This window comes from Collinsella sp. AF33-16, from assembly GCF_003475325.1.
Lineage (GTDB): Bacteria > Actinomycetota > Coriobacteriia > Coriobacteriales > Coriobacteriaceae > Collinsella.
In genome coordinates, this window is sequence record NZ_QRQC01000001.1 from 152350 (window position 1) to 168190 (window position 15841).

Genomic DNA, 15841 nt, shown 5'->3' on the forward strand with positions numbered 1-15841 from the left:
ACTTTGCCAAAGCATCGGCAGGTACTCATTGGGGACGTACTTAAATGAGTGCCTGCAGAATGAGAGTGGATAATCTCCCGTTTTTGGCCTGCTTGGGGGCTCAAAGTGGGAGATTATCCACTCTCATTAGATGGCACTTGGGGACGTTCCTTTTTTGCCGGCACCTGGGGACAGTCCTTGTAATCGTTGGGGAGTGGTTACTTGCTCGCGAACAGCCAGATCAAGATGATCACTAGAACTACGGCGACGATGCAGACGATGGCGCCGGTGAATTTGATGCGTGAGTCGCGGGTACGCTCGCGCACCGCGTCCTCGGTGGCCTCGAGCTGGGCGACTTCTCGCTCGGTCTCGGTGTGTTCGGCTTTGTCTCGGGCCAAGGACCCTGCAAGCGACTCAGTGATCTCTGGGTGGTCGTGCACCTCGGTCGCCTGTTCGATGATCGACTGCGCATGTGCGGCATCTGTTTGGGCGTTGGCGATGGTCTGCTCCTGGTCGCGGCGCGCCTTGTCCTCGGCAGCGATCTTCTCGCGCAGTTCGCGCTGACGAGTCGCGGCGGCGGTCTTCGCCGTCTGCAGCTCGTCGCGCGCGGCATCGGCTTCGGTCGTCACGGCTTGGTGCGCGCGTTTTGCGTCGGCGATAGGGGCTTGAGCCTGCTCGACGGCCTGCTCGGCTGCGGCAAGCGAGTGCTCAAGGTCGGCGGTGATGCGCGGGACATCTTCTTCGGCTTTACGCAGGGCATCTGCCGTGTCGGAAATCTGCATCGAGAGCTCGCTGGTGCGCACCGTATAGTTGGCGGGATTTGCCGAGGGATTGCGTTGCAGCTCGGCATACTCATGACGCAGCGTCTCGAGCTGGGCGCGCGTGGCGTCGACGGTTTGTTGTGCGGCGGCAATGCCGGCGTCTCGCTCTGCCTTCACCTTGTCGCGGATGCGCTTGGAATCCTCAAGACGTCGAACGAGGCGGTTGCCGGTCTCGCGTGAGCTCGCCTCGCGGGCCTCCACGGCGTCGAGCGCGGCCTTCAGGCGGAGCTCAGTCGCGTCATCCTCTGTCTTCATTTGTTCGAGCTGACCCTTGAGCTCTGTCGCTTTGGAGGCGTGGGCATCACGGTCAATCTCGGCGGCCGCTGCAGTCTTTTGGGCCGTGGCAATCGCCTGGCGCTGGTCGGCGACGATCTGGTCGTAGCGGCCTGCGATATCCTGGCGCGTCTCGAGTTCCTCGGTCTGGTCGGCAATGCGCTGCTCAAGTTCGGCCAGGTGGGCACGGGCATCGGCAAGTGCCTTTTTCGCGGCGTTCATCTCGCGCATGGCCGAGGCGCCCTGGGCGATAAAGGTGCCCACGGCGTTCGCGGTGTTCGAAACGGCGGTCCCCAGATCGCGGCTCGCGGCGGGGGAGTGCGGGGCGGTCGGGCGAGCGGTGTCGGCAGCGTCCGCATCGGTAGCCTGCGGCGCGGCGATATTGCCGGTGCCGCCCTCGACCACAGAAAAGCCTGCTGCGTGCGGGTCGACCGCATCGGCGCCAATCGTGGGATGCTCGAGCTGCAGAAACGAGGGCATGGCGCTGCCCTGGTCGGCAACCGGAGTCTCGCCGGGTACGAAGGTCGAGGCTGCCTCGGCGGCCTCCTCTTCCTCGGCGTCAACGTCAGCGTCGGCCACGGCGTCTTTCATCGCTTTGACGGCATCCATCATGGAGTCCATGACGGCGTCGAGCTCTTCTTCCGAAGAAACCTCGATAGGGCCCGCAGCTTGCGGAGCGGCATCCTGTACGGGGTCGTCGTCCTGAGCGGGCGCATCGTCGTTTTGCTCGCCGGCATCTTCGGCGCCGGGGGTTTCCGCCGTAGCGCTTTCGTCCAAGATGGGGTCGTCGAGGTCAATATCATCGCAGGTCACAGCGTCGGCATCTGCAGTGACGTCTGCGGAATCATCAATATGCTGTTGAGTCTGGGGGTCCAGCTCGTCTGTCATAGGCATGTGCTCCTCATCGTTGTTTGTCACCCTATGATAAAGTCTCGCGCCGACATCCCGCGCGCTGCAGCAAAGTTTCAAAACGTGTTCGATGGCTCGCGTCGATAGCAAAAACTCGGCCACTTTATCCAGTTTGTACTTGACAATCCCTTCGCCGAAAGACGTTATGCCGTTCGCCTGCCGAGGCCTTTTCTTTTCACTTGAACCCGTTAAAGTTGCATTTCAGCTTTTGTCGCGTTTATTTGGATGCGCGCAGTCGGCGGGTGCGCCCGTCGCGATTTGAAAGGACTTTATATGGGACTTTTCACTGGTAAGACCGTGATCGTCACCGGCGGCGGCAAGGCCACGCTCAAGGACGGCTCCGCTGGCTCCATCGGCTACGGTATCGATATCGCTTTTGCCAAGGAGGGCGCAAACCTCGTCATCACCGGCCGCAACGTTGCCAAGCTCGAGGCTGCCAAGGAATCCCTCGAGGCCGAGTACGGCGTCAAGGTTCTGCCTGTTCAGGCCGATGTCTCGGCTGGTCAGGACAACGAGGCCGTCGTCCAGAACGTCATCGACAAGGCTATTGAGGAGTTCGGCCGCATCGACGCCGTCGTCAACAATGCTCAGGCCAGCGCCTCGGGTGTGACCATCGCCGACCACACCATGGATCAGTTTAACCTGGCCATTTATTCCGGTCTGTATGCCACCTATCTGTACATGCAGAAGGCCTATCCGCACCTGAAGGAAACCAAGGGCTCCGTGGTCAACTTTGCCTCGGGCGCCGGCCTGTTTGGCAACTATGGTCAGTGCAGCTATGCCGCCGCCAAGGAGGGCATCCGTGGTCTGACTCGCGTTGCCGCCAACGAGTGGGGCAAGGACGGCATCAACGTCAATATCGTTTGCCCGCTTGCTTGGACCGCCGCGCTCGAGAACTTCCAAGATGCCTATCCCGAGGCGTTCAAGGCCAACGTCCACATGCCGCCGGCAGGCCACTACGGCGACGTCGAGAAGGAAATCGGCCGCGTTGTCGTTCAGCTCTGCGGTCCCGACTTTAAGTATATGAACGGCGAGACCGTCACCCTCGAGGGTGGCATGGGCCAGCGCCCGTAGGAGTTACGGCGTTTTACCAAACGCCGTAACGCGCCGACGCTGCGCGGTCACCAGAGCGACAACTTGTCATTCAAAGAGGGCGGCATGACCAGAAGGTCTATGCCGCCCTCTTTTCATGCCAATTTGTTCGCTCTGGTGACCGCTCGCTGACGTTGCCAAAATATCGGCGTTGCCGTGGCTGGTAAATAGCTCCACTCATCGGGGACGTACTTAAATGAGTGCCCGCAGAATGAAAGTGGATAATCTCCCGTTTTTGGGCTGTGCTTTGGGCAAAAGTGGGAGATTATCCACGCTCATCCGGTAAGCGTCCAAAAATCCACGCTCATTTGCCGTGTCCCCGCCGCATCCTCCTCGCGCCAGTTTCTGTCGAGTCGGTGCTTCTTGCGGGTTGCCCGTATAATGGTTTGCGTATGAACCGCAACCAAGGAGTTCCAGTTTATGGACCAGAACCTTTTTAAATTCGACCTGATCGCCGAGGACCCGACGACGCACGCGCGTGCCGGCGTACTGCACACCCCGCACGGCGACATCGAGACGCCGATTTTTATGCCCGTGGGCACCAAGGCAAACGTCAAGGGCATTCCTACCGAGACTGTCAAGAAGCTCGGCGCCCAGATCGTGCTCGCCAATACCTATCATCTGTCCATGCGTCCCGGCGAGGACACCATCGCCGAGCTGGGCGGCCTGCACAAGTTCATGAACTGGCACGGCCCCATCCTCACCGACTCGGGCGGTTTCCAGGTCTTCAGCCACAACGATGCCGTCAAGCTCACCGATGAGGGCGTGCGCTTTATCGTCAACGATTACGACGGCCGCCACGTGTTTTGGACGCCCGAGGACAACATGGAAATCGCCATGAAACTCGGCTCCGATATCTGCATGCAGCTCGACCAGTGCCCGGGCTATCCCGCCACGCGCGCCTACGTTGAGCGCGCCGTTGAGCTGTCGAGCATGTGGGCCGAGCGCTGCTATAAGGCGCATACCCGCGATGACCAGGCGCTCTTTGGCATCGTTCAGGGCGGCATGCACCTGGATCTGCGCCTGCGTTCGCTGCGCCATCTGGAGGAGTGCGGCGACTTCCCGGGCTATGGTATCGGTGGCTATTCGGTGGGCGAGGATCACGAGACCATGTTCGAGACCCTGGCGCCGCTCGTGAGCGAGTACATGCCCAAGCATAAGCCGCGCTACCTGATGGGTGTCGGCAACCCCACCACGCTCGTACGCGGCGTGGGCGTGGGCATCGACATGTTCGACTGTGTGCTGCCGACGCGCACCGGTCGCATGGGTACGGCGTTCTCCAGTGAAGGTCGCCTTAACTTCCGTAACGCGCGCTTTGCGCACGACGACGGCCCCATCGACCCCACCTGCACCTGCCCGGTGTGCACGGGCGGCTACAGCCGCGCGCTCATTCGCCACATGGTCACGCAGAAGGAGATGCTCGGCGGCATTTTGCTTTCGATGCACAATATCTACTACCTGCTCAACCTTATGCAGCGTGCCCGCCAGGCCATTATCGAGGGCCGCTACGGCGCATTCGTGAGCGATTGGATGAATAGTCCTGCCGCGGTGGATTACTAAGGGCGACAGACACGCTTGCAGAGCGTGGGCAACGGCAATGGTCGAGCGCCAGCCGGTCGTCACATTCGCTGACACCGGCTGCGCGACCGCTGGCCGATAGCTTGTAAGTGCTTGATGCATCGTGGGTACCATACCGAATAGTTGATGTTCGGGCGGGTGTTTGACGCATGGCGTCGACCCCGCCCGTTTTTCTTTTTCTCGATAGGAGTACCCATGATTAAGAATGAGAACGTCGAGGGCGAGCCTGCCTACGACGAGACGTACCGCCGCGGCCCCGTGGTCATGCGCGGCCCCATGATTCCTAAGGACAACACCTACGCCAACCTGCTGGCGCCCGAGGAGTCGACTGACTGGCTGCACGCCGACCCCTGGCGCGTGCTGCGAATTCAGGCAGAGTTTGTCGATGGCTTTGGCGCGCTTGCCGAGCTTGGACCTGCGGTGACTATCTTCGGTAGCGCCCGCACGCCCAAGACCGATCCGCTCTACAAGGCGGCGCGCACCGTCGGGCGCAAGATCGCGCAACGTGGCGTGGCGGTCATCACCGGTGGCGGCCCCGGCATCATGGAAGCGGCCAACAGGGGAGCAGCGAGTGTCAACGGCAAGTCAGTTGGCCTAGGCATTGAATTGCCGCACGAGCACGGGCTCAACAAATACGTGAACCTCGGCATGGACTTCCGCTACTTCTTTGTGCGCAAAACCATGTTCGTTAAGTACAGCTCGGGCGCCATCGTATTTCCCGGCGGCTTTGGCACGCTCGACGAGATGTTCGAGGTTCTCACGCTGGTGCAGACGCACAAGGTCAAGCGCATGCCGCTCGTGCTGGTGGGCAGCGAGTACTGGCAGGGCCTGTTCGACTGGCTCAACGGTCCGGTGATGGACGCCGGCATGATCAGTCCGCTCGATCCGGATCTGGTACACATTACCGACGACCTCAACGAGGCCGTTGACATTGCCCTGAGCGGGCTGATGTAGAGTAGCTAAAATGGGACGGGGCTAAAAAGACCGGTGCGTAACGTTACATGCCAGTCTTTTTAGCCCCGTCCCAAATGAACTGCTTCCAAGTTGCGGTGGAATAGGGATTGATTTGCGGCTGATAAGCCAAAAACAGTCCCTATTCCACCGCAAGAGGTAAAGGTGCCCCTAGTGGATGGGCTGGTAGCGGGGGCAGTAGCTGATGGCGATGGCATCGACGCCTACGTGGGTGGCGATGGTGCAGCCGATGGGGCCAGTGCCGGCGTCTACGTAGTCCTGGCCCGCGAGCGCCTCGTTGACAAGTTCCTGCTCCTCGGCGGCGCCGGTCGTGAGCACGCGCACGCTTGAGCCCGGGTGCTCGTCCAAAAACGCGAGGCAATCTGCCATGGTGTTGGCGACGATGCGCTTGGCGCCGCGGCCCTTTTTGATTGCCTTGATCTCGCCCGATTTCCACTCCGGCGAAACGGCCAGGCGAATGTTGAGTATCTGCGTCAGCTGGCCGGCGAGCTTGGGGGCGCGGCCGTTTTTGACCAGGTTCTCGAGCGTGCGGGGAATCAGCAGCAGGTGGGCTTCGGGCAGCGTCGCGCGGATCTGCGCCTCGGTCTCGTCCAAGCTGCGGCCGTCCTCGCGCATGGCAAGCGCGTACTCCACCAGCAGGCCCTCGGCGCCCGAGCCGGTGCGCGAATCGATGCAGCGCACGTCGAGCTCGTGGGTCTCGGCGACCAGGCATGCGTTGGAATAGCAGGCGGACCACTCGCTGCACAGCGAGATAAAGATCGCGCTGTCGTGGCCATCGGCGCGTACGCGGTCAAACAGCGCCTTGAACTCGCCGGCGCTCGGCTGCGAGGTGTGCGGCAGCTGCTCGGAGCCGGCCATGCGGGCGACGTATTCCTCGGCGGTAATCTGCACCTGGTCGAGCAGGTCCTCGCCCTCGATAATCACATGCAGCGGAATCACGTAAATGCCGAGCTCTTGGGCACGGGCGGGGGAGATGTCCGATGTGGAGTCGGTTATGATGGCAAAAGACATAATTGCACCTTTCGTTGGGGCGCGGCAGCGCCGCCTTCTGAAAGCAAAGTGCGACAAGTATAGTGGAGTTGCTCTACATTGCTAGGTTCAATTGTTGAATAGTCAACAGTTTGAAGCGGTGATGTGGAAATCATCAACTGGGGAAGAAGGGTGCCGATGGCGGCATTGCAACTTTGCGAGCGGCCGGTTGTGCTGTTCGATTTTGACGGCACGGTGGCCGATACGGGTCGGGCAGTGATGACCTCGACGCGCAAGACGCTGGCTGCGCGCGGGTTTTCGGAGACGCAGATGGGTGATCTGCGCCGCATGATCGGGCCGCCCCTGTGGAAGAGCTTTCACGACTTTTACGGCTTTTCCCGCGAGGAGTCGCTTGTGGTGGCCGATGAGTACCGCGCCTTTTTTGATGAACTGGGACCGGAGGAGTATCCCGTGTTCAATGGGGTCCCCGAGCTGCTGGATGGGTTGGTCGCCCAAGGCAAACGTATGGCCGTGGCGACGTCGCGCATGGAGGCCAAGTGCATCGACATGGTGCATGAGCTCGGGCTCTCTCAGTTTGAGGCGGTGATTGGCATGAATCCGCCGCAGGGACGCGAGACCAAGGCCGATTCGGTCCGCGATGCCCTGGCGGCGCTCGGCGCGACGGCCGACGATGCCGTGATGATCGGCGATCGCTTTAACGATGTGGAGGGCGCGCACGCAATGGGCGTGCCGTGCATCGGCATCTATTCGGGCGCGGCGGCGCCGGGCGAGCACGAGGCGGCGGGTGCCGATGCGGTGGTGCACTCGGTGGCCGAGCTTGCTAAACTTTTCGCTATCTAATGACGTAATGTGAGGGGCGAGCGCGCTCGCCGCTCATTGGTAAGGAGGTCGTCCATGAATCAGGTGGAGCAGAGCGTCGCCGAGTATGTCGACGAGGTCTGGGAAGATGTCGTCGCCGATATCGAGCAGCTGGTGAGCTATCCGTCCGTGGCAGTTTCTGCCGATGCAGAGCCCGGCGCGCCGTTTGGCCGCCCGGTCCGTGACGCGCTCGACTGTGCGCTCGGCATCGCGCAGAAGCTCGGCTATCAGACGAGCGACGACGAGGGCTATGTGGGCATTGCCGATATTCCTGGCCGCGGCGACAAGCAGCTCGCGACCATCTGCCACGTGGACGTGGTGCCCGCCGGCCCGGGCTGGAACACCGACCCGTTTGCGATGGAGCGTCGCGAGGGCTGGCTGCTCGGCCGCGGCGTTATCGACGACAAGGGTCCGGCGGTGCTGTCGCTCTACGCCGGCGCCTATCTGCTCAAGCACGGCATTGTTCCGCGCTACACCTTCCGCGCACTGCTGGGCTGCGATGAGGAAGTGGGCATGTCCGACGTTCACCATTATCTGGAGAACCACGCGAACCCCGACTTTCTGTTTACGCCCGATGCCGAGTTCCCGGTCTGTAATGCCGAGAAGGGCCAGTTTGGGGCGACATTTGTGAGCTCCAAGATCGACGGCGGGCGCATTGTGTCCTGGAGCGGTGCCGAGGCGAGCAACGCCATTCCGTCGCAGTCTATCTGCGAGCTTGCGATTGCCGCCGATGAGCTGCCGGCGCCGGTCGAGAACGGCGACCGCCTGGAGATCACGGCGCTCGATAACGGGCATGCGCAGATTTTCGCCCACGGCATTGGCGGTCATGCCTCGATGCCAGAGGGAACGATCAACGCCGTCGGGCTGATCGTGGCGTATCTGCGCGAGGCCGAGGACGCGTTTGGTGCACGCGACGAGCGCCTGCTGACGCCTGCCGAGCACGAGTTCGTCAAGTTCCTGGCCTTTGTGCATGCGGACGCCTATGGTCGCGGCCTGGGTATCGATGCGACGAGTCCGGCGTTTGGCCCGCTTACCTGCAACGCTGGCGTCATCCGCGTGGCGGATGGCCATATTGAGCAGGTCATCGACGTGCGCTTCCCCGACAGCACGAGTGCCGATACCATCCGCGAGCAGCTCGATCCGCTCGTGGGCCGTTTTGGCGTGACGTGCCGTGTGGGTCGTGCGAAGGTGCCGTTCTCGGTCTCTGCCGACGATCCGGCCGTGAAGGCGCTTATTGATACCTATAACGAGTTTACGGGCAAGCATGCTGAGCCCTTTGCCATGGGCGGCGGCACGTACGCGCGCAACTTTGCCCGCGCCGTCTCGTTTGGCCCCGAGGAGACCGGTCTGGAGCTGCCCGAGTGGGGCGGCCAGATGCACGGTCCCAACGAGTGCGCCAACGAGGAACAGCTCAAGCAGGCGCTCAAGATTTATATCGTGGCGATCTTACGTTTGAACGAGCTTGAGCTTTAAGGCTGCGGCGTTTTAACAACTTAGCACCCCTTTCGTCCGGGCTTTTTAAGTTGCGGTGGAATAGTTCCTAGAATGGGCCATTTGATGGCCAAGCAGGAACTATTTCACCGCAACTTTGTTTTTATTGGTGTAAAAGGCGGGTCATGCTTGGTGGCGGGTTTGTTATTCGTTTGTAAAGCCGAGCCGCGCTTGCGGTAAGGGTCTATCAGATGCCCGTAATAAAGCGCAGCTGACGCGGGCGCTGCCCGATCGAGACCGTATCTTTCCAAACAGCAAAGCGGGCAGGGTGCCCGCGAGTCGCTTGTATGAAAGGAAGATCATGCTCGATCAGGCTTATTCTCGTCGTCAGTTCCTCGGCCTCGCTGGTGGTCTTGCCAGCATCGTCGGCCTCGGTCTCGTTGGTTGCGGCGGCGCAGGCGCAACCGACGCCGCCGACAAGGGTAGCGCCGCTGCTGCCGAGTCCGTCTCGGGCGAGGTAACCTACGACGGCGCCTCCTCGTTCCAGGCTCTCGTCGAGGCTGCTGCCGAGAAGTTTATGGATGCCAACCCCGACGTCTCCGTCTCCGGTTCGGGCAACGGTTCGGGCAAGGGCCTGACCGCTGTCGCCGCCGGCACCGTCACCATCGGTAATTCCGATGTCTTCGCCGAGACCAAGCTCGAGGCCGATCAGGTCAAGAACCTCGTCGATCACGAGGTCGCCGTCGTGGGCATGGGCCCCGTCGTCTCCAAGAACGTGACAGTCGACGACCTGACCCTCGAGCAGCTCAAGGGCATCTTCTCCGGCCAGATCACCAACTGGAAGGAGGTCGGCGGCGACGACGCCAAGATCGTCGTTCTCAACCGCAAGGCCGGCTCCGGCACCCGCGCCACCTTCGAGGCCGCCGTCTTTGGCGACGAGGCCGTCGACTTTAAGGGCGACGCCGAGCTCGACAAGTCCGGCGATGTCCAGACTCAGATGGGCAGCACCGACAACGCCATCTCCTACCTTGACTTCTCGCACTTCGATGACTCCAAGTTCAACGCCATCATGGTCGAGGGCGTCGAGCCCAAGAGCACAAACGTCACCGACGACTCCTTCAAGATCTGGGCGACCGAGCACATGTACTGTGCTAAGGACGCCGACGAGGCCACCAAGGCCTTCCTGGAGTTCATGCTTTCCGACGACGTCCAGGGCAAGCTCGTCGAGGAGCAGGGCTTTATTCCCGTTTCTGCCATGAAGGTCGTCAAGGACGCCAGTGGCAAGGTCTCCGCTAAATAAGTAATCGCCCCCGGAAAGGTTTGCAATGGCAAAACAGCTGCCAAAGCGCGAGCTTGAGAACGTGGGCCTGGGCGTCACGGGTGCGTGCGTAGCGCTCGTGACGCTTGTCGTTGCCGCGCTCATCTTTATGGTCGCCCAAAAGGGCCTCTCGGCTTTTTTCAAGGACGGCGTCTCGATCATCGAGTTTTTTATCGGTACCAAGTGGGACCTGGCCAACACGGCCGAAAACGGCCTGCCCTACACTGGCGCCCTGCCCCTGATCGTCACCTCGTTTGCGGTCATGGTGTTCTCCACGCTCATCGCACTGCCCATCGCCATCGGCTCTGCCATCTTTGCGGTCGAGATTCAGCCTAAGTTTGGCTCCAAGGTTTTTCAGCCGCTTATTGAGCTTTTGACCGGCATTCCCTCGGTCGTCTTTGGCCTGATCGGCTTTCACGTGGTCGTCGGCCTTATGAAGAGCGTTTTCCACGTGAGCACGGGTCTGGGCATCTTGCCCGGCGCCATCGTGCTGGCCGTCATGATTCTGCCGACCATGACCACCCTTTCGGTCGATGGCCTGCGCGCCGTGCCCGATAGCTACCGTCAGGGTTCGCTCGCGCTGGGCTATACCCGCTGGCAGACCATCTGGCACGTGGTGCTCAAGTCCGCCATGCCGTCGCTCATGACCGCGGTCATCCTTGGCATGACGCGCGCCTTTGGCGAGACACTCGCCGTGCGCATGGTTATCGGCGGTATCGAGGCCATGCCGACGTCGCTGCTGTCGCCGGCCTCGACCATCACCACCACGCTCACCACGTCTATGGCGGTCTATGCCGAGGGCTCGGCCCAGGACGATGTTCTGTGGGCGCTCGGTCTGCTGCTGATGGGCATGAGCCTCATCTTCATCCTGATCATCCACCTTATCGGCCGCAAGGGGGCGAAGGCTCGTGGCTAGCACGCGCATTCATATCGACGAGGCGAGACTCGGGCGTGTCCAAAAGCAGGACCGCATCGCCACGGGCGTGCTGACGGCGATCGCCGCCATCGTCATGCTCATCGTCGTCTCCATGGTGGCCTATATCCTGTTCGAGGGGGTCTCGACGCTGTTCCAGCCGGGCTTTCTCACGCAGCCCGCGCGCGCCAACGGAACCCAGGGCGGCGTGCTCTACCAGCTGTTCGACTCGTTCTATCTGCTGCTGATTACCCTAGTCATCTCGGTGCCCATCAGCTTGGGCGGCGCGGTCTTCCTGGTCGAGTACGCTCCAGACGGCCCCATCCGCGACATCGCCTCCACAGCCATCGAGACGCTGTCCTCGCTGCCCTCCATCGTCGTTGGCATGTTCGGCTTTCTGGTGTTCTCGGTGCAGCTGGGCTGGAAGTACTCCATCATCTCCGGCGCCGTCGCGCTCACCATGTTCAACATCCCCATCCTGGTGCGCGTGATCCAGCAAGCGCTCGAGGACGTGCCGCAGGCCCAGCGCGATGCGTGCCTGGCCATGGGCCTCACCCGTTGGGAGGCTACGCTGCACATCCTGATCCCCGAGGCCATGCCCGCCATCGTGACCGGCATCGTGCTTTCGGCCGGCCGTGTGTTTGGCGAGGCCGCAGCACTGCTCTTTACCTCGGGCATGAGCTCGCCGGTTCGCCTGAACTTCTTGAGCTTTAACCTGTCGAGTCCCACCTGCGCCTGGAACGTGTTCCGCCCCGGCGAGTCGCTCGCCGTGCACATCTACAAGATCTATGGCGAGGGCAGTCCCGAGGCCCAGCAGATCGTCTGGGGCACCGCGGCACTGTTGATGATCTGTGTGCTGCTGTTTAACGTAGTCGCCCGTATCGTGGGCAAGCAACTGGCAAGGAGGATGACGGCCGAATGAGCGAGATAAATGCAGCGCCCGCAACCGAAGCGGCATCGTCCGACACCCAGGACTTTTTGTCGAGCGTGGGGGAGAGTGAGAAATGCGTGCGCGTAAGCGGCAAGGCCGTGAGCGACGAGGTCGTGCTCTCCACCAAAGACGTCAACGTGTACTATGGCGACCACCATGCACTGCACAACACGTCGCTCGACTTTCACAAGGGCGAGATCACGGCGCTCATTGGGCCTTCGGGCTGCGGTAAGTCAACTTTCTTGCGCAGCCTCAACCTTATGAATCGCGAGATTCGCGGCTGCCGCGTGGAGGGCGAGATCAACTACCGCGGGCGCAACGTGAACACCAAGACCGAGAACACCTACGAGCTGCGTCGGTCCATTGGCATGGTGTTTCAGCAGCCCAATCCTTTCCGCAAGTCTATTCGCGACAACATCACGTTTGCGCCCAAGCGCCACGGCATCACCGACCGTGACGAACTCGATCGCATGGTCGAGGAAAGCCTGCGCGGCGCGGCGCTGTGGGACGAGGTCAAAGACAAGCTCGACAAGAGCGCCTACGCGCTTTCGGGCGGTCAGCAGCAACGTCTGTGCATCGCGCGCACGCTGGCGCTCAACCCCGACGTGATCCTGTTCGACGAGCCCTGCTCGGCGCTCGATCCCATCTCGACGCTGGCGATCGAGGACCTGATGTCGTCGATCGTCGCCGACCGCGCCATCGTCATCGTGACGCACAACATGGAGCAGGCATCGCGTGTGTCTAACCGCACGGCGTTCTTCTACATGGGCGATATGGTCGAGTACGACGAGACCGACGAGATTTTCCAACGGCCCAAGGATAAGCGGCTGAATGATTACCTCACCGGCATGTTCTCCTAGTCCGGGACATGCTTGAGGCCCGCGGCGGCCACGGTCGCCACGGGACTGATTGGAGAGGCGGGTCATCTCTTTTGCGAGATGGCCCGCCTTTTTGCTCTGCGACCGAAACGACCACCACAAAGGGGACAGGCACCTTCGTGGTGGTTTGGGGTGGGGCTCGCTGCTATCATGGACAACGTTGAATTTCTACGAAGGAGCAGGGCATATGGCGATTCTTTTGGGATGCGATTCCGTCAGCCTAGAGTTTCCCACCAAGCATATTTTCGATAGCGTGACGCTCGGCGTGGGCGAGGGCGACCGCATTGGTATTGTCGGTAAAAACGGCGACGGCAAGTCGACGCTGCTGAGCGTGCTCGCCGGCACGTTGGAGCCCGACGACGGCCGCGTGACGCACCGCCGCGGCACGACGATCGGTCTGCTCGGCCAAAAGGACAATCTGGTCGATACCGACACCGTGCATCATGCCGTCGTGGGCGACACGCCCGAGTATGAGTGGGCGTCGAGTCCGCGTACGCGCCAGATTCTGGCCGGCCTTATTAGCGATGTGCCCTGGGAGGGCACGGTGGGCGAGCTTTCGGGCGGCCAGCGCCGTCGCGTGGACCTCGCGCGCCTGCTGATTGGCGACTACGACGTGCTTATGCTCGACGAGCCCACCAACCACCTGGACATGCGCACCATCAACTGGCTCGCGCGTCACTTAAAGGCCCGTTGGCAGCGCGGTCAGGGCGCCATGCTCGTGGTCACGCACGACCGCTGGTTCTTGGACGAGGTCTGCACCAGTATGTGGGAGGTCCATGACGGCCAGGTCGATCCCTTCGAGGGCGGCTATTCGGCATACATCCTGCAGCGCGTAGAGCGCGACCGCATGGCCGCGGTTACCGAGGAGCGCCGTCGCAACATGGCGCGCAAGGAGCTCGCGTGGCTAAGCCGCGGCGCCCAGGCGCGCTCCACCAAGCCCAAGTTTCGCGTGGATGCCGCTCGCGAGCTCATCGCCGACGTACCGCCCGTGCGCGACGAGCTGGAGCTCAAGCGCCTCGCCGTGAGCCGCCTGGGCAAGCAGGTTATCGATGTGGTCGACGTGGACGCCGGCTATGCGGATACCGATGGCGCGCCCAAGCAGGTGCTCACCGATGTGACCTGGCTCATCGGCGCGGGCGACCGTTATGGTCTTTTGGGCGAGAACGGCGCCGGCAAGTCGACGCTGCTCGATGTGATTCAGGGCAAGATTGCGCCCACGCGCGGCCGTGTGAAGATTGGCCAGACAGTGCGCTTCGGCGTGCTGTCGCAGCAGCTCGAGGAGCTCGAACCCTACATGGGCGACACGATTCGCGAGGTGCTCAGCAACTATAAAAAGTACTACGTCATCGACGGCAAGGAGACTTCACCCGAGAAGCTCTGCGAGCGTCTGGGCTTTACGACGCAGCAGCTCTGGAGCCGCATCGGCGATCTTTCGGGCGGCCAGCGCCGTCGCCTGTCGCTGCTGCTGACGATCCTGGACGAGCCCAACGTGCTCATCCTGGACGAGCCCGGCAACGACCTGGATACCGACATGCTGGCGATTGTCGAGGACTTGCTGGACGGCTGGCCCGGCACGCTGATTCTGGTGACGCACGACCGCTTTTTGATGGAGCGCGTGACCGACCAGCAGTGGGCGCTGCTCGACGGCCACCTGACGCATATGCCTGGCGGCGTCGACCAGTACCTGCGCCTGTGCAACGCCACCGCCGAGGGCGAGCCCGTGGGTGCACCGAGCGCCAAGACCGGTACGTTCGACACCGGTGCCGCGGCGGCTGCGGCCGAAAAGCCCAAGTCGAGCGGTCAGCCCAACGGCCTTTCCAATGCCGAGCGCCAAAAGCTCCGTCGTGAGGTGAGCTCGCTCGAGCGCAAGATGGAAACGCAGCGCGCTCGCGTGGAGGAGGCCGAGGCCGCCATGGCCCAGGTCGATCCCACCAACTACACGGCGCTGGGCGAGCAGCAGGCAAAGATCGACGAGGCCCACGCCGCCATGGACGAGCTGGAGATGGCGTGGCTCGAGGCGAGTGAAAAGCTCGAGGGCGAGGAGTAGGCGAGGATGATCAAGGCCGCGTTTTTTGATATCGACGGCACGCTGCTGAGCTCTGAGACGCACCGGATTCCGGCGTCGGCGCAGCAGGTGCTCGACAGCTTTCACGAGCAGGGGATTGCGTGCGTCATTGCCACGGGTCGCCCGACCTACCAGATGCCCGATTGGCTGTTCGATCTTGGTTGGGATGCGTACATTACGCTTTCGGGCCAGCACTGTTTTGATGCCGAGGGCGTTTACCGTAGCTGCCCGATCGATCCGGACGACGTTGCGGTGATTGTGGACCAGGTGGCCGAGGGGCGCTACGACTCGCTGTGCATGCAGGGCGAGAACTCGTTTGTGAACCGCCTGTCCGAGCGCGTGGTGACGGCCGGCAGCAACGCGGGAATTGTCTACCACGAGGAGCCGTTTGAGCACGCCTTTGACGCGCCGGTCTACCAGTTTTGCGCCTTTGTGGATCCGGCCGACGAGCATATCGTGACCGACGCCGTGTCGCATTCGCTCACCACGCGCTGGTGCGACCTGTTCTGCGACATTATTCCCGCTAACGGCGGCAAGGACCTGGGTGTGGCAGCGACGCTGGAGCGCCTGGGTGTCGACGCGAGCGAGGCGATCGCCTTTGGCGACGGCGAGAACGACCTGTCGATGTTCTCGGCCGTGGGCACAAGTGTGGCCATGGGCAACGCGCAGGATACCGTGAAGGCCGCAGCGACCTACGTGACGACCGCCGTGGACGACGACGGCATTTACAGCGCCGCCAAGCACTTTGGGCTACTGTAGCTGCGGCCGGCACTTAGGGACGTTCTTTTTCTGCCGGCAGCTGGGGACACTCCTTGCGGGGCGTCCCCATTTTG

The 15841-nt window shown here is 62.0% G+C and carries 13 protein-coding genes; 11 read left to right on the top strand and 2 right to left on the bottom strand.

Annotation, left to right across the window (positions count from 1 at the left end; all coding sequences use genetic code 11):
* Positions 1–197 precede the first annotated feature (197 nt).
* A complete protein-coding gene (locus tag DWZ52_RS00590; RefSeq protein ID WP_118384639.1) occupies positions 198–1961 on the bottom strand; it encodes a hypothetical protein in 1764 nt (587 codons plus the stop codon).
* Positions 1962–2255: 294 nt separating this feature from the next.
* Between DWZ52_RS00590 and DWZ52_RS00595 the strand changes: the two genes are divergently transcribed.
* From DWZ52_RS00595 to DWZ52_RS00605, 3 genes are all read left to right on the top strand, one after another.
* A complete protein-coding gene (locus tag DWZ52_RS00595; protein WP_006235414.1) occupies positions 2256–3056 on the top strand; it encodes an SDR family NAD(P)-dependent oxidoreductase in 801 nt (266 codons plus the stop codon).
* A gap of 438 nt (positions 3057–3494) precedes the next feature.
* Entirely contained in the window at positions 3495–4634 is a 1140-nt protein-coding gene (tgt, locus tag DWZ52_RS00600) for a tRNA guanosine(34) transglycosylase Tgt (RefSeq protein WP_055250876.1), read from the top strand.
* Between the two features lie 213 nt (positions 4635–4847).
* Positions 4848–5606 carry a TIGR00730 family Rossman fold protein gene (locus DWZ52_RS00605; RefSeq protein WP_117806361.1) on the top strand — a complete coding sequence of 253 codons (759 nt, stop codon included), beginning with the start codon at positions 4848–4850 and terminating at the stop codon, positions 5604–5606.
* 168 nt (positions 5607–5774) lie between these two features.
* Here the strand turns inward: DWZ52_RS00605 and DWZ52_RS00610 are convergent, their stop codons facing one another.
* Positions 5775–6635 carry a DegV family protein gene (locus DWZ52_RS00610; RefSeq protein WP_117854932.1) on the bottom strand — a complete coding sequence of 287 codons (861 nt, stop codon included), beginning with the start codon at positions 6633–6635 and terminating at the stop codon, positions 5775–5777.
* Between the two features lie 156 nt (positions 6636–6791).
* On the opposite strand from DWZ52_RS00610, the gene DWZ52_RS00615 reads away from it, so the two are divergent.
* The 8 genes from DWZ52_RS00615 (at position 6792) to DWZ52_RS00650 (ending at position 15767) form a co-directional block, all read left to right on the top strand.
* On the top strand, positions 6792–7454 hold the full coding sequence (locus tag DWZ52_RS00615; protein ID WP_117778448.1) for an HAD hydrolase-like protein: 663 nt from the start codon (positions 6792–6794) through the stop codon (positions 7452–7454).
* A gap of 54 nt (positions 7455–7508) precedes the next feature.
* On the top strand, positions 7509–8945 hold the full coding sequence (locus tag DWZ52_RS00620; RefSeq protein WP_089572097.1) for a M20 family metallopeptidase: 1437 nt from the start codon (positions 7509–7511) through the stop codon (positions 8943–8945).
* Between the two features lie 319 nt (positions 8946–9264).
* The gene (locus DWZ52_RS00625; RefSeq protein ID WP_117629065.1) at positions 9265–10203 is read left to right on the top strand and encodes a phosphate ABC transporter substrate-binding protein; all 939 of its coding nucleotides are present in this window, start codon (positions 9265–9267) and stop codon (positions 10201–10203) included.
* 25 nt (positions 10204–10228) lie between these two features.
* On the top strand, positions 10229–11137 hold the full coding sequence (gene pstC, locus DWZ52_RS00630) for a phosphate ABC transporter permease subunit PstC (protein ID WP_118384640.1): 909 nt from the start codon (positions 10229–10231) through the stop codon (positions 11135–11137).
* The gene (pstA, locus tag DWZ52_RS00635) at positions 11130–12056 is read left to right on the top strand and encodes a phosphate ABC transporter permease PstA (RefSeq protein ID WP_118384641.1); all 927 of its coding nucleotides are present in this window, start codon (positions 11130–11132) and stop codon (positions 12054–12056) included. Before pstC ends, pstA begins: the two co-directional genes overlap by 8 nt.
* On the top strand, positions 12053–12925 hold the full coding sequence (gene pstB / locus DWZ52_RS00640) for a phosphate ABC transporter ATP-binding protein PstB (RefSeq protein ID WP_199579037.1): 873 nt from the start codon (positions 12053–12055) through the stop codon (positions 12923–12925). Before pstA ends, pstB begins: the two co-directional genes overlap by 4 nt.
* A gap of 205 nt (positions 12926–13130) precedes the next feature.
* Positions 13131–14990: an ABC-F family ATP-binding cassette domain-containing protein gene (locus DWZ52_RS00645; RefSeq protein ID WP_118384642.1), complete on the top strand. Its 1860-nt coding sequence runs from the start codon at positions 13131–13133 to the stop codon at positions 14988–14990.
* A gap of 6 nt (positions 14991–14996) precedes the next feature.
* Entirely contained in the window at positions 14997–15767 is a 771-nt protein-coding gene (locus tag DWZ52_RS00650) for a Cof-type HAD-IIB family hydrolase (protein ID WP_118384643.1), read from the top strand.
* Positions 15768–15841 lie beyond the last annotated feature (74 nt).